Source organism: Pseudomonas brenneri (genome assembly GCF_007858285.1).
In the GTDB taxonomy this organism is placed as follows: Bacteria; Pseudomonadota; Gammaproteobacteria; order Pseudomonadales; family Pseudomonadaceae; genus Aquipseudomonas; species Aquipseudomonas brenneri.
The window spans coordinates 123252-138127 of sequence record NZ_VFIL01000009.1; the positions used below are offsets into that span (position 1 = coordinate 123252).

Genomic DNA, 14876 nt, shown 5'->3' on the forward strand with positions numbered 1-14876 from the left:
ATACACACTGGCACGTCGGTATCACGCAAAAGGAGTCTGCATGGGCGGTCCCACTTCAACCGTTATTTGTGGCGTTGCCCTGCTGGCATTGCTGAGCGGCTGTGGCCAGGAAAAACCTGAAGCCAAGGCCCATTCCAGGGTGTTTGTGCAAACCGTGCAGCCCACCGAATTTGCGGCGGCGGTGACCCTCACCGGGGATATCCAGGCGCGGGTGCAGACCGATTTGTCATTTCGCGTCGGTGGCAAGATTATCCAGCGCATGGTCGATGTCGGCGACCGCGTGACGGCCCGGCAAGTGCTGGCCAGGCTCGATCCCAAGGATTTGCAGACCAATGTCGATTCCGCCCAGGCCCAGGTGGTGGCGGAACAGGCGCGGGTCAAACAGACTGCGGCGGCTTTTGTGCGCCAGGAAAAACTCCTGCCCAAGGGCTACACCAGCCGCAGCGAATACGACGCTGCCCAGGCCGCGCTGCGTAGCAGTCAAAGTGCCCTGGCCGCCGCGCAGGCTCAACTGGCCAATGCCCGCGAACAACTGGGCTACACCGCATTGATCGCCGAGGCACCGGGGGTGATTACCGCGCGCCAGGCCGAAGTCGGCCAGGTGGTGCAGGCCACCGTGCCGATTTTCAGCCTGGCCCGTGACGGCGAGCGCGACGCGGTGTTCAACGTCTACGAATCACTGCTGGCAGAACCACCGCCGGATGCGCCGATCACCGTCAGCCTGTTGGATAACCCGAGCATCAAAGCCGTGGGCCGGGTGCGTGAAGTGACCCCGGCCGTTGCGGCCAACAGCGGCACGGTGCAGGTGAAGATCGCCCTGGATGCCTTGCCCAAGGGCATGCAACTGGGCTCGGTGGTCAGCGCCACCGCCAACGGGCAAGCCAAGGCCAGCATCGAACTGCCTTGGGCGGCACTGACCAAGGATCTCAGCGAGCCCGCCGTTTGGTTGGTGGATGGTGACGGCAAGGCGCAACTGCACAAGGTCACTGTCGCGCGCTACCTGACCGGCAAGGTGATCATCAGCGATGGCCTCAGGGGCGGCGAAAAAGTCGTGGTGGCCGGTGGGCAATTGCTGCACCCAGGCATGTTGGTGGAGATCGCCCAGGCGCCGGATCAGGCCCAGGCCAAGGGGGTGCAGCCATGAAGCGCCTGACGTTGGTCCTTGCCGGCAGCCTGTTGCTGATCGCCTGCTCCAAGGAAGAACCGGCGCCGGAGCCTGTGCGCCCGGTGCTTTGGGTCGAGGTGAAAGCCGAAGACCAGGCCCACCTCGGGCGCTTTGCCGGCAGTATCCAGGCGCGCTATGAAAGCAACCTGGGCTTCCGGGTGCCAGGGCGCATTGCGCGGCGCGCGGTCGATGTGGGCGCCGAAGTCGAAAAAGGCGCCTTGTTGGCAGTGCTCGACCCCACTGACCAGCAGAACCAGTTGCGCGCCGCCCAGGGCGACCTGGCGCGAATCCAGGCGCAATTTATCAATGCCCAGGCCAATGCGCGCCGCCAGCAGGAGTTGTTCAACCGTGGTGTTGGCGCCCAGGCACAACTGGACGTTGCCCAGACCGACCTGAAAACCACCCAGGCCTCCCTCGATCAGGCCAAGGCGTCGGTGGACCAGGCCAGGGATCAGCTCAACTACGCCGAGTTACGCACCGACCACGGCGGCATCGTCACGGCCTGGAATGCCGAAGCCGGCCAAGTGGTGAGTGCCGGCCAACAAGTGGTGACGCTGGCCCGCCCGGATATCAAGGAGGCGGTGATCGACCTGCCCGCCGGCCTCGCCGAACGCCTGCCGGTCGACGTAGTGTTTGTGGTGGCCAGCCAGTTGGATCCCGGCATCAACACCACCGCCACCGTGCGCGAGATCGAGCCCCAGGCGCAAAGCGCAACCCGTACCCGTCGTGCGCGCCTGACCCTGGCCCAGACGCCCGCGGCGTTCCGCTTGGGCACGGCGATCAGCGTGACCCTGAGCTCGGCCATCGCCCCGCGCATCGAACTGCCCGCCAGCGCGGTGCAGGATGTCGAGGGCAAGACCCGCATCTGGGTCATCGATACACAACAACAGAGCGTGCAGCCCCGTGAGGTGACCCTGGTCAGTCGCGATGCCAGCCATGTGGTGCTCAACGGCGGGGTGCAGCCTGGCGAGCGCGTGGTCAGCGCCGGCGTCAACAGCCTCAAGCCCGGACAAAAAGTCAAAACCGACGAGGACAGCCCGCGATGAAAGGGAGCTTCAACTTATCCGACTGGGCACTCAAGCATCAGTCCTTCGTCTGGTACCTGATGTTCGTCGCGCTGCTGATGGGCGTGTTTTCCTACATGAATCTGGGGCGTGAAGAAGATCCGTCCTTCACCATCAAGACCATGGTGATCCAGACCCGCTGGCCGGGCGCGACCCAGGAAGAAACCCTCAAGCAGGTCACCGACCGCATCGAGAAAAAGCTCGAAGAGCTGGACTCGCTGGACTATGTGAAAAGCTACACCCGGCCCGGTGAATCCACGGTCTTCGTGTTCCTCAAGGACACCACCAGCGCCAAGGCGATCCCCGAGATCTGGTACCAGGTGCGCAAGAAGATCGACGACATCCGTGGCGCCTTCCCCCAGGGCTTGCAGGGGCCGTCGTTCAACGACGAGTTCGGCGATGTGTTTGGCTCGGTCTACGCCTTTACCGCCGATGGCATGTCGATGCGCCAGTTGCGCGATTACGTCGAGCAGGTACGCGCCGAGATCCGTGCGGTGCCGGGGTTGGGCAAGGTCGAGATGATCGGCCAGCAGGACGAAGTGATTTACCTGAATTTCTCCACACGCAAACTGGCCGCCCTGGGGATTGACCAGCGCCAAGTGGTGCAGAGCCTGCAATCGCAGAACGCGGTGACCCCGGCGGGGGTGATCGAGGCCGGGCCGGAGCGGATTTCGGTGCGCACCTCCGGGCAATTCGCCTCGGAAAAGGATCTGGCCGACGTCAATCTGCGGCTCAATGATCGTTTCTATCGGTTGGCGGATATCGCTGATATCAGCCGGGGTTATGTCGACCCGGCGCGGCCGATGTTCCGTTTCAACGGCCAGCAAGCCATTGGCCTGGCCATCGCCATGCAGAAGGGCGGCAACATCCAGGAATTCGGCAAGGCGCTGCACCAGCGCATGGATGAGCTGACGGCCGATCTGCCGGTGGGCATTGGCGTACACAAGGTGTCGGACCAGGCAGAGGTGGTGGAAGAAGCGGTCGGCGGCTTCACCAGTGCGCTGTTCGAGGCAGTGATCATCGTGCTGGTCGTGAGTTTTATCAGCCTCGGCCTGCGCGCCGGGTTGGTGGTGGCGTGTTCGATCCCGCTGGTGCTGGCGCTGGTATTTGTATTTATGGAGTACAGCGGCATCACCATGCAGCGCGTGTCGCTGGGCGCGTTGATTATCGCCCTGGGCTTGCTAGTGGATGATGCGATGATCACCGTGGAAATGATGATCACGCGCCTGGAAAAAGGCGAAACCCTGGAACAGGCCGCGACCTTTGCCTACACCTCCACTGCGTTCCCGATGCTTACCGGCACCCTGGTGACCGTGGCCGGCTTTGTGCCGATTGGCCTCAACGCCAGCTCGGCCGGCGAATACACCTTTACCCTGTTTGCGGTGATTGCCGTGGCGATGCTGGTGTCGTGGGTGGTGGCCGTGTTGTTTGCGCCGGTGATTGGCGTGCATATCCTCAGCAGCCAGGTCAAACCGCACAATGAAGAGCCGGGGCGCATTGGCCGGGCATTCAATGGCGGCATGCTGTGGGCCATGCGCAATCGCTGGTGGGCGATCGGCCTGACGGTGCTGCTGTTCGTGGCGTCGGTGTTTTCCATGCAGTTTGTGCAGAACCAGTTTTTCCCGTCGTCGGATCGCCCGGAAATCCTCGTTGACCTCAACCTGCCGCAAAACGCCTCGATCAACGAAACCCGCAAGGCCGTGGACCGGCTTGAAGCGATCATCAAGGACGACCCGGATATCGCGCGCTGGAGCACTTACATCGGCCAGGGCGCGATCCGTTTCTACCTGCCCCTGGACCAGCAGTTGGAGAACCCGTATTACGCGCAACTGGTGATTGTCAGCAAGGGCCTGGAAGAGCGCGGTGCGTTGATCGAGCGCCTGCAAAAACGCCTGCGTGATGACTTCGTGGGCGTCGGCAGTTTTGTCCAACCCCTGGAAATGGGCCCGCCGGTCGGGCGCCCGATCCAGTACCGGGTATCGGGCAAGGACATCGACCAGGTGCGCAAACACGCCATCGAACTGGCGACGCTGCTGGATAAGAACACGCACCTGGGCGAGATCATCTACGACTGGAATGAGCCGGGCAAAGTGCTGCGGGTCGATATCGCCCAGGACAAGGCGCGCCAGCTCGGGCTGTCGTCCGAAGACGTGGCGCAACTGATGAACAGCGTGGTCAGCGGCTCGGCGGTGACCCAGGTGCACGATGATATCTACCTGATCAACGTGGTTGGCCGTGCCGAAGACGCTGAGCGCGGTACGCCGGAAACCTTGCAGAACCTGCAGATTGTCACGCCGAGTGGCACGTCGATCCCACTGCTGGCCTTTGCCACCGTGCGCTACGAGTTGGAGCAGCCGCTGGTATGGCGCCGCGATCGCAAGCCGACCATCACCATCAAGGCCGCCGTGCGCGACGAGATGCAGCCGACCGATTTGGTCAAGCAGCTTGAGCCTGAGATCGAGAAGTTCAGCGCCGGTTTGCCGGTGGGCTACAAGGTCGCTACCGGCGGCACCGTGGAGGAAAGCGGCAAGGCCCAGGGCCCGATTGCCAGCGTGGTGCCGTTGATGCTGTTTTTGATGGCGACCTTCCTGATGATCCAGTTGCACAGTGTGCAGAAGATGTTCCTGGTCGCCAGCGTCGCTCCGCTGGGGCTGATCGGCGTGGTCCTGGCGCTGATTCCCACGGGTACGCCCATGGGCTTTGTGGCGATCCTGGGGATCCTGGCGCTGATCGGCATCATCATCCGCAACTCGGTGATTTTGGTGACGCAGATCGATGCCTACGAGTCGGAGGGCTACACACCGTGGGATGCCGTGGTGCAGGCCACCGAGCATCGGCGCCGGCCGATCCTGCTGACGGCGGCGGCGGCCAGCCTGGGCATGATCCCCATCGCCCGGGAAGTGTTCTGGGGGCCGATGGCCTACGCGATGATCGGTGGCATCATCATCGCCACCTTGCTGACGTTGCTGTTTTTGCCGGCGCTGTATGTGGCCTGGTACAAAATCCGCGAGCCCTCGTAGGCGCCGGCAAGGCGGGTCCTACAGTGCGGTGGGGGCTGTGGGAAACGTCTCAAAGTCTTAATGGGTCGCTTTTCGGGTAACCAATTGTTTTACCCTCCAGGCTTTCACTTGTGTGAAGGTCTTTGCCATGCCTCGTTGTCTGCGCCATACCTTGATGGTTTGCATGCTGTTGCTCTCGCCCCTGGCGATTGCCGGTACCGTGTTGGAAAACGCCCTATGGCGCGTCGAACTCGACCCGGCGACCCTGGCCGTGCGCGTCACCCCTGCTGGCAGCGAGCCGGTGCAGGCCTCCAGTGGCGTGGCGGCCCATGGGGTCAGCCAGTTGCAACAGTCCAGCCGACAGGCCGATTGGCAATGGGATAACGGGGCCTATCGCCTGAGTGCCAACCTGGACCAGCGCGACCTGATCCTCACCGTTACCGCCCGCGAGGCCGCTGAGCTGGAAATCCTCCGACAACCGGCCAGCGCCATGGGCAAGGGCTTGATCTGGCCGCTCGCCGAAGGGCATTACATCCCCGCCGGCAATCGCCTGTGGCAAGACTTCCTGCTTGAATATGGCGATGTGAACAGCACTCAGGACCTCAGCCTGCCGTTATGGGGCGTCGACCATGGCACGTTTACCCTCAACTGGCTGCTGACCAACCCGTACAACAATCGCTTGCAGTGGCAGGCCGAGGGGCAGCGCCTGGGGTTGTCGGTGCGCCATGAGTTCACCGCACTGGACCCGGCCGCGCCCATGACCCTGCGCCTGAACCTGGGCGAGGCCGACTTGCTGGCCGGTGCCAAGCGCTATCGCCAGTGGCTGGTGGAGCAGGGGCTGTACGAGCCGCTGGCAGAAAAACTGCAACGCCTGCCTGCCGGTGAAAAACTGTTGGGCGCGAGCCATGTGTACCTGTGGGGCAATGACCTGCTTGGCCTTGGCGATGTACGCGACTGGGTGCAGTTACGCGCATTGTTGCGCGCACCGGATGGGTTGGGCGCGCAACTCAATGGCCTGCTGGATGCTGAGGCGGCGCAGGTGGTGCAAGCCGCCCAGCCGTTTCTGGATCGCTACCAGCAAGCCGTGCTGCTGCGAGGACTCAATGCGGCGCTTAACAAAAAGGCGCGCCAGGGCTGGCAAGCCAGGACCGAGCCCGACATGCACGCGCTTGCCGAAGGCTATGGCACTGTCCGCCGGCAACTGGCGCTGGCGTTCGCCGGCGCCTTGAGTGTCACCCCCGAAACCTGGGGTAGCACGTTGTCCGCTGCGACGATAAAAACCCTGCAGGACAGCGGCCTGCAACGCCTGCTGCTGACCCTGGGCGAAGGCTGGGAGGGCGGGCTCTGGCACCCGGAGGTAGTGCGCAAGGGGGTCGAGGCCGGGTACTTGATGGCGCCTTACGACTCCTACGAGACCGCACTGGCAGATACGGAAAACCCTGACTGGACCACCGCGCACCTGGGCAGCCGTGCCTACCGTGACTGCGCGATCATGCTGAAGAATGGCCAGCTCAAGACCGGCTTCCAGAAGTCCGGGCACTACACCGACCCACGTTGCGTGCGCCCGCTGTTGCAAGCACGGGTGGCGGCGGTGCAGGCCAAGGCCGGGTTCAATGCCTGGTTTCTCGATGCCTACGCCACCGGCATGCTGTTTGACAGCTATCGCTCAGTGCTGGGCATGACCCAGGCGCAGAACGCCGAGGGGAATGTCGACGCGGCGCGCTGGATCGCCAACCACCTCCAGTTGCCGGTGGGTTCCGAAGACGGCAACGCCACCACCGCCCGAGGCGTGCTGTTCGCCCATGGCATGCAGACGCCGGTCATGGGCTGGGGCGACCGCGAGATGACCCAGGATAAACAATCGCCTTACTACGTGGGGGCCTGGTACCCACCGGAACAGCCAGCGGTATTCTTCAAGCGCGTGCCACTCAAAGAGCCGCTGCGCACCGTGTACTTTGCCCCGGCGATGCGCCTGCCGCTGTATCAGGCGGTGTTCCATGGCTCGGTCATCACCACCCATCACTGGCTGTTCGATAGCCTGAAGCTGAGCAATGTGCAGGCGGAGAACGAACTGACCCAACTGCTTTACAACGTACCGCCGCTCTATCACTTGAGCGCTGCTACGTTGAAACAGCGCTTGCCAATGATCCAGCGTCAGGATGGGTTCTTCCGGCCGTTGCATGAGCGTCTGGCGACCCAGGCACTGACAGATTTTCGCTGGCTGAGCGGCGACCGGCTGCTGCAGCAGACGACCTTTACCGATGGCACGCGGTTGGTGGCCAATTTTGCGAGTGAGCAGAGGGAGGGGTATGCGGGGCGCAGTGTGACGGCGTTGGTGGTGGGGGCAGAGCCGGTGGTGTATCAGGTGGATTAGCGGCGCCTGTGAGTCCATCGCGGGCAAGCTCGCACACACATTTGAGAGTGTTCACAAATCAATATGTGGGAGCGGGCTTGCTCGCGAAAGCGCCAGATCAGACACCCCGGTCTCTAAGCCTTACGCCACACACTGGCCAACCAGGGCTGCTGCTCGCGCGGCAGTCCTGCCGGGCGATAGTAGTGCTCCAGCTCCACAAGCCCCGCCGCAGTCAGCAGCTCCTGCCAGGCCGCAAGGTCGTGATACGAGCCATAACGCGGCCCATTCCAGCCCTCCTGGTTTTCCCCCCTGGGATTGGAGCTGAACAACACCCCACCCGGCTTCAACGCTCCATGCAACTGCCTGAGAATACGCGGCAGTTCCTGCTTGGGAATATGAAACAGCACCGCATTGGCAAAGATCCCATCGAACCGCCCGGCCGGCAGGTCGAGCTTGAGGAAGTCCTGGTGCAGCACCTCGCAGCCGCTGTCCTGGCGCGCCATCTGCGCGAAACGCTCGGCGCCATCGAGCCCGACGGCGATATGCCCCAGCCGGGTAAACGTCTGCAAATCCCGCCCCGGCCCACAGCCGAAATCCAGCACGGTAAACGGTGCATCACCCTGGATATGTCGCAGCAACGCCTCGATGTTCTGGCTCACATCATGGTCGCGGGTGCCTTCGCGAAAGTCCTCGGCCACCTGGTTGTAGTGGCCCAGGGTGGTGGAGGTGATCTGGTCGAGGTCGTCGGGGGCGAGTTTCATGGCAGTCGGCACCAGGGCAAAGAGAGGTGCCGACTATACCTCAGCGCTTGTTGAGCACGCGCGCCAGGCGATCGCCGCCCAGTTGAATCACCGCCACCAGGATCACCAGCAGCACAATTACCGTGAGCATGATCTGGCTGTCGAAGCGCTGGTAGCCGTAGCGGTAGGCGATATCGCCCAGGCCCCCGGCGCCAATCGCCCCGGCCATGGCCGAGGAGTTGATCATGGTCACCAGGGTAATGGTGAACCCGCCGACAATCCCCGGCAGCGCTTCCGGCAACAGCACATGCCAGACGATATGCCAGCGCCGGCAGCCCATGGCCTGCGCGGCTTCGATCAGGCCATGGTCGACTTCGCGCAGGCTGACCTCGGCGATCCGTGCGAAGAACGGCGTGGCGGCGATGGTCAGCGGTACCACGGCGGCCCACACGCCGTAGGTGGTGCCGACGATCAGGCGGGTGAAGGGGATCAGCGCCACCATCAGAATCAGGAACGGGATGGAGCGGAACAGATTGACGAACGCCCCCAGCACCCGGTTCAACGCCGGGGCCTGGTAGATGCCGCCCTTGTCACTGGTCACCAGGAATACCGCCAGCGGGATGCCCACCAGCAACGCGATCAGCGACGACACGCCCACCATCAACAAGGTGTCGATGGCGCCCTGCAATAAACGATCAAACCACATAGCCCAGCACCTCGACCTGTTGTGCCCAGCGCGTGGCGCGGGTGCGTAATGTGTCGGCGTCCAGGGTTGAGCCCGTCACCGCCAGCAGCCATTGCCCCAGTGCATGCCCTTGAATGCGTTCGACCCCGCCTTGCAGCAAGCGCACGCGCCCGCCGAGGGCGCTGAACAGCGCTGCCAGGTCCGGCTCGTCGGCGCTGGCGCCGGTGAATTGCAGGCGCAGCACCACGGCCGCATCTGCTGACTGTGGCGTGGCCTGCAAGCGTTTTTGCAGCTCCTCGGGCAAGCCGTGTTGCAGGGGCGCGAGCAAGGTCTTGCTGACGTCATGCCGAGGGTTGCCAAACACTTCCCACACCGGGCCCTGCTCGACGATCCGCCCGTGCTCCAGCACCACCACGCGGTCACAGATTTCGCGGATCACCGCCATCTCATGGGTGATCAGCACGATGGTCAGGCCCAGGCGCTGGTTGATCTCGCGCAACAGGCCGAGGATCGACTGGGTGGTCTCCGGGTCCAGGGCCGAAGTGGCCTCGTCGCACAGCAGGATCTGCGGGTCGTGCACCAGCGAGCGGGCGATGCCCACGCGTTGCTTCTGGCCGCCGGACAACTGCGCCGGATAGGCCTTGTGCTTGTCCTGCAAGCCCACCAGTTCCAGCAGTTCACGCACTTTTTGCTCGCGCTGTGGCTTGGGTACGCCGGCGACTTTCAGCGGCAGTTCGACGTTCTGCCACACGGTCTTGGCCGACATCAGGTTGAAGTGCTGGAAGATCATGCCGATGCGCCTGCGCAGGGCCACCAGGTGGTCTTCGTCGAAGTCGCCGATATCCACTTGATCGATCAGCACCCGGCCGCTGCTGGGTTGCTCCAGGCGGTTGATGGTGCGGATCAGCGACGACTTGCCGGCGCCGCTGCGGCCGATGATGCCGAAGACTTCGCCGCGCTGGATCGCCAGGTCGATGCCTTGCAGCGCATGCACTGTGTCGTCATAGGTTTTGCCCAGGTTGATAAAACGCACATGGGCGTGGTTCAGGTCAGGATGCAGTTCTGTCTGTCGGGCGTCCCTGGGCGGTGTGCCCAGGTCGCGCAGTTGGGCGTTGGCGGCGCTCATGCTTAGCCTTCCCAGCCGACTTGGTAGAGCTTGCCCAGAGATTTATCCAGGGCCGCGCGAACCACCGGCGAGTGCTGGTAGATCTCGACGAACTTGATCACCCGTGGGTCGGTTGTGCCTTTGGGCTGGGTCACGAACTGGATCACGTATTCCGGGTGGTCGAGGCCGTCGAACAGCAGCGCCGACTCGGCATTGAAGGTCTTGGACAGGCGGATATACGCCGGGTAGCCCTGCACCAGATCGGCATCGTCATAGGCGCGCACCAGTTGCACCGCTTCGACTTGCAGGATCTTGATCTTTTTCGGGTTGGCGACGATGTCTTCTTCGGTAGCCTTGTAGCCAACGCCCGGCTTGAGGGTGATCAAGCCCGCCTTGGCCAGCAGTTGCAGGCCACGCCCGCTGTTGATCGGGTCGTTGGCGATGGCCACGCTGGCGCCCTGGGGCAGATCGTCGAAGCTTTTGTATTTTTTCGAGTAGAGGCCCACGTTGTTGATGATCCCGGGTTTGAACGGCACCAGGTCAAAACCGGCGGCGGCCTTGGCGTTTTCCAGGAACGGAATGTGCTGGAAGTAGTTCACGTCGATATCGCCGGCGGCGAGGCTGACGTTGGGCGCGATCCAGTCGGTGAATTCCACCAACTCGACTTTCAGGCCCTGCTTGCCGGCCTCTTCGACGGCGGCCTCCAGGGGAATGGCAAAGGCGGCGGTGGTGCCGACTTTGAGCGGCGCATCGGCGGCAAACACCGCCGAGCTGAACAGACCGAGGGCCAGGGCCAGTGCTTTGACTGGGTGGGAGAGCAGTGTTTTTTTCATCATTGATATTCCAAATGTAGGAGCGAGCTTGCTCGCGAAAGCCCTGAGTGCGCCTCGGGGTATCAGGCACCCCGCGTTATCGTTAACGATTTTCGCGAGCAAGCTCGCTCCTACAGGGGTTAGTGGCGGTAGGTGGAGCCGGTGTGTTGTTTGGGTAAATGGGCATCGCGGTGGAAGACTTTTTCGCGCAGGGTGCCCGCGTCATAAGCAGTCTTGTATGACCCACGCTTTTGCAACTCGGGAATCACCAGCTCGATAAAGTCCACATAGCTCTCCGGTGTAACAATGCGCGTCAGGTTGAAGCCATCCAGGCCGGTCTCGGCGATCCAGGACTCCAGCTCATCGGCCACCTGTTCAGGCGAACCCACCAGGGTGATATAGCGCCCGCCCAAGGCGTGTTGCTCCAGCAGTTTGCGACGGGTCCAGTCGTTGTTTTGCAAGGCCTTGGTGGCTGACTGGATGGCGTTGCTCTTCACGTATTGGATTGGTTCATCCAGTTCGTACTGCGAAAAGTCGATGGCGGTAGACGCACTGAAATGCGCCACGCCGGCTTCGGCACTGGCGTAGCTCAGGTACTCGGCATGCTTGGCCCAGGCCAGTTCCTCGGTGGCGCCGACAATCACGTTGAGGCCCATGAACACCTTGATGTCGTCTGGGTTGCGCCCGGCCTCGACCGCACTGGCGCGTACCTTGTCCACTTGCACCTTGGTCGCGGCCTTGTTCTGCCCGCTGATAAACACGCACTCGGCATGACGCCCGGCAAACAGCAGGCCGCGCTCCGAACTGCCGGCCTGGAACAGCACCGGCGTGCGCTGCGGCGAGGGCTCGCACAGGTGATAGCCCTCCACCTGGTAGAACTCGCCATGGTGCTCGACCTTGTGCACCTTGCCCGGCAGGGCATAGATCCGTTGTTGCGGGTCGTTGAGTACCGCGTCGTCTTCCCAGCTGCCTTCCCAGAGTTTGTACAGCACCTCCAGGTATTCGTCGGCCTGGTCGTAGCGCCGGTCATGCTCGACCTGCTCGGTGAGGCCCATGGCCTTGGCGGCGCTGTCCAGGTAGCCAGTGACAATGTTCCAGCCCACCCGGCCACGGCTCAGGTGATCCAGGGTGGACATGCGCCGGGCGAACAGATACGGCGGCTCGTAGGTCAGGTTGGCGGTCAGGCCGAAGCCGAGGTTCCTGGTCACGGCGGCCATGGCCGAGACCAGCAGCAGCGGGTCGTTGACCGGCAGTTGGATCGACTCCTTGAGCGGCACGTCGACCGAGCCTTGATAGACGTCGTACACCCCGACGATATCGGCGATGAACAATCCGTCGAACAGGCCGCGCTCCAGCAATTGCGCCAGTTCAGTCCAGTATTCGACGGTTTTGTATTGGGTCGAGGTATCCCGTGGATGGGTCCACAGCCCATGGTTGATATGCCCGATGCAGTTCATGTTGAAGGCATTGAGCAGGATCTTTTTCTTCGGCATCAAATGGTCCCCCGCAGTGGCGGGTTTTCATCGTTGAGGTAGTAATTGCCGACTGCGTGATACTTCCAGCGCACCGGGTCGTGCAACGTGTGCACCCGGGCATTGCGCCAGTGGCGATCCAGGCCATGTTCGGCGAGGGTCGCCTGGCTGCCGGCGAGTTCGAACAGGGTGCTGCCGGCGGCCAGGGAAATTTCGGTGCTCAGGGCGCGGGCTTCGGCCACGGCAATCGATGCCGCAGCGACGGTTTGCGCGTTGCTGTCGGCCTGGGCGCGGTCGAGGTATTCACCGGAGCGCTCCAGCAGGGCTTCGGTGGCGTGCAGGCGCACGCTCAGGTGGCCGAAGCTCTTGAGGGTCAGCGGGTCTTCGCTGGCCTTGTCGTTGCCCGAGTCGATCCACGGCCGGGTCTTGGTGCGCACAAAATGCAGGGCATCTTCAAAGGCCGCGCGGGCGATGCCGGTGTCGATGGCGGCGTGGAGGATCTGGGCCAGCGGGCCCACGGTGGTCGGGCGCTCGAAGGCGCTCTGGAATGGGATCACGTCTTCGGCCGCGACCCATACCTTGTCGAACACCACCGAGCCGCTGCCGGTGGTGCGCTGGCCAAAGCCGCTCCAGTCGTCGATCACCGTCAGGCCCTGGCTGTCGTGCGGGACAAAAGCCAGTTGCTGCACGCCGTGCTCGTCCACCACCGAGGTGGGAATGCGCTGGGCGTAGATCGCGCCGGTGGCGTAGAACTTGCGGCCACTGATACGAAATCCGTCGCCGTCACGGGTAAGCGCGGTCACCCGGTCATGGGCAGTCTTGGTGCCCAGTTCCGCAAGGGCATTGCCAAAGCGCTGACCGGCCAGGACCTCGGCGTACAGGCGTTGCTGCTGAGCCGGGCTGCCATTGACCCGCAGCACTTCCAGGGCATAGAAATGGTTCTGCGGGATCTGCCCCAATGAAGCATCGGCCTGGGCGATCAGCGCGATGACCTTGGCCAGGGTGACGTTGGATACGCCAGCGCCGCCGTAGGCCTTGGGCACGCTGATGCCCCACAGGCCGGAGCGGGAAAAGGCTTCCAGCTCGGCGAGCGGCAGGCGGCGTTCGCGGTCGCGCAGGGCGCTGTCGCGGCGAAAGTCTTCGGCCAGGTCGCTGGCGACAATCAGGGCTTGTTCATCGCTGGTGATGACCGCGACAGGATGGGAAAGCGTCATGTTTTTCTCCAGATGTCTGGTCGTCAGATCCAGGAATGCCGGGCCGGCAATGTTGCGTTGAGGTGCCAGGCGCCCACCGCGTGATACTTCCAGCGCACCGGGTCGTGGAGGGTGTGTACCCGTGCATTGCGCCAGTGCCGGTCGAGGTTGAATTCGGCAAGGGTGGCGCGGCTGCCGGCCAGTTCGAAGAGCTTCTCGCTGACCAGCAACGAGACTTCGGTGGTCAGCACCTTGGCTTGTGCCACGGCAATCGAGGCCCGTGCGGCGGAGTGCTCGGTGATGGGCGCGGCGCTGACCTGGTCCAGTACCTGGCCGGCCTTGCGCAGCAGCGCTTCGGCGGCGTGCAGCTCGATTTTCAGTTTGCCGATATCGGCAATCACGTAGAGGTCATCACTGGCGCGCTCGACCTTGGCGTCGATCCAGGGTCGCGCGCGCTCACGTACAAAACTGATGGTGTCGTCGAGGGCGCCACGGGCGATACCGGCGTCGATGGCCGCCTGGATCAATTGCGAGACCGCGCCCTGGATGCCGGGGCTTTGCCCCAGGCGCCAGGTCGGCACCACCAGATCGGCGTCCACCGGCACGTTGTTCAGCAGTACGGTGCCGCTGGCGGTGGTGCGCTGGCCAAAGCCCGACCAGTCATCGACGATGCGCAACCCCGGCGCGGCGCGGCGCACAAAAGCCATGACCTGGCGACCTTCGTCGTCCAGAGCCTTGACCGCGACCCAATGGGCAAACAGCGCGCCGGTGGAGTAGAACTTCTGGCCGTTGATGACAAAACCGTCACCCTCGGCACTGATCCGGGCCTTCAAGTCCAGAGTGTTTTTAGTGCCGCGCTCCGGGCCGCCATTGCCGATGCGCCAGCCATCGAGGACGCTTTGGAACAACTGCTTCTTCTGCTCTTGGCTGGCGGCGCCTTGCAACACATGCAAGATGCCGAAATGGTTCTGTGGGATCTGCCCCAGGGCCGGGTCGGCGGCGCTGATAATCGCGAACACTTCGGCCAGGGTCACGAACGACACTTGCGGGCCACCGTATTCGCGGGGGATGGAAATACTGCCCAGGCCGCTGCGGGTGAACTGTTCGATCTCGGCCCAGGGCAGTTTGCGCTGGCGGTCGCGCAGCCCGGCTTGCAGGCGGGCGGCCTGGGCAAGCTCATGGGCAGCGGCAAGGGCTTCACTGTCGTTGCGCAACACCTTGGTGGGCAACAGCAGCGGGGCGATATCCAGATCACTCTGGAGGGGCGATTGCGCCAAGTTAGACATCG

Annotated in this window: 11 protein-coding genes; 4 read left to right on the forward strand and 7 right to left on the reverse strand. The window is 63.3% G+C overall.

Annotated elements, in window-relative coordinates; all coding sequences use genetic code 11:
- The first annotated feature begins 40 nt into the window (after positions 1–40).
- From FJD34_RS20085 to FJD34_RS20100, 4 genes are all read left to right on the forward strand, one after another.
- Positions 41–1144 carry an efflux RND transporter periplasmic adaptor subunit gene (locus FJD34_RS20085; protein WP_090292678.1) on the forward strand — a complete coding sequence of 368 codons (1104 nt, stop codon included), beginning with the start codon at positions 41–43 and terminating at the stop codon, positions 1142–1144.
- A complete protein-coding gene (locus FJD34_RS20090) occupies positions 1141–2211 on the forward strand; it encodes an efflux RND transporter periplasmic adaptor subunit (RefSeq protein ID WP_065944471.1) in 1071 nt (356 codons plus the stop codon). The genes FJD34_RS20085 and FJD34_RS20090 overlap by 4 nt, the downstream gene beginning before the upstream one ends.
- Positions 2208–5249, forward strand: a complete 3042-nt coding sequence (locus FJD34_RS20095) for an efflux RND transporter permease subunit (RefSeq protein ID WP_090292680.1) — start codon at positions 2208–2210, stop codon at positions 5247–5249. The genes FJD34_RS20090 and FJD34_RS20095 overlap by 4 nt, the downstream gene beginning before the upstream one ends.
- Positions 5250–5376: 127 nt before the next feature.
- Complete coding sequence (locus FJD34_RS20100; protein WP_090293246.1) at positions 5377–7602, forward strand: glycoside hydrolase; 2226 nt, start codon at positions 5377–5379, stop codon at positions 7600–7602.
- A 113-nt stretch (positions 7603–7715) separates the two neighbouring features.
- Here the strand turns inward: FJD34_RS20100 and FJD34_RS20105 are convergent, their stop codons facing one another.
- The 7 genes from FJD34_RS20105 to FJD34_RS20135 form a co-directional block, all read right to left on the reverse strand.
- Positions 7716–8342 carry a class I SAM-dependent methyltransferase gene (locus FJD34_RS20105; protein WP_090292682.1) on the reverse strand — a complete coding sequence of 209 codons (627 nt, stop codon included), beginning with the start codon at positions 8340–8342 and terminating at the stop codon, positions 7716–7718.
- A gap of 40 nt (positions 8343–8382) precedes the next feature.
- Positions 8383–9027, reverse strand: coding sequence for a methionine ABC transporter permease (locus FJD34_RS20110; protein WP_032856565.1), 645 nt, complete (start codon positions 9025–9027; stop codon positions 8383–8385).
- Positions 9017–10132 (reverse strand): methionine ABC transporter ATP-binding protein, encoded by a 1116-nt coding sequence (locus tag FJD34_RS20115; protein ID WP_090292684.1) that lies wholly within the window; start codon positions 10130–10132, stop codon positions 9017–9019. The genes FJD34_RS20110 and FJD34_RS20115 overlap by 11 nt, the downstream gene beginning before the upstream one ends.
- Positions 10133–10134: 2 nt before the next feature.
- Positions 10135–10944 (reverse strand): MetQ/NlpA family ABC transporter substrate-binding protein, encoded by an 810-nt coding sequence (locus FJD34_RS20120; RefSeq protein WP_090292685.1) that lies wholly within the window; start codon positions 10942–10944, stop codon positions 10135–10137.
- Positions 10945–11063: 119 nt separating this feature from the next.
- On the reverse strand, positions 11064–12416 hold the full coding sequence (locus tag FJD34_RS20125) for an LLM class flavin-dependent oxidoreductase (RefSeq protein ID WP_090292687.1): 1353 nt from the start codon (positions 12414–12416) through the stop codon (positions 11064–11066).
- Positions 12416–13609 carry an SfnB family sulfur acquisition oxidoreductase gene (locus tag FJD34_RS20130; protein WP_090292689.1) on the reverse strand — a complete coding sequence of 398 codons (1194 nt, stop codon included), beginning with the start codon at positions 13607–13609 and terminating at the stop codon, positions 12416–12418. Before FJD34_RS20130 ends, FJD34_RS20125 begins: the two co-directional genes overlap by 1 nt.
- 23 nt (positions 13610–13632) lie before the next feature.
- Complete coding sequence (locus tag FJD34_RS20135; protein ID WP_065944478.1) at positions 13633–14874, reverse strand: SfnB family sulfur acquisition oxidoreductase; 1242 nt, start codon at positions 14872–14874, stop codon at positions 13633–13635.
- Positions 14875–14876: the final 2 nt, after the last annotated feature.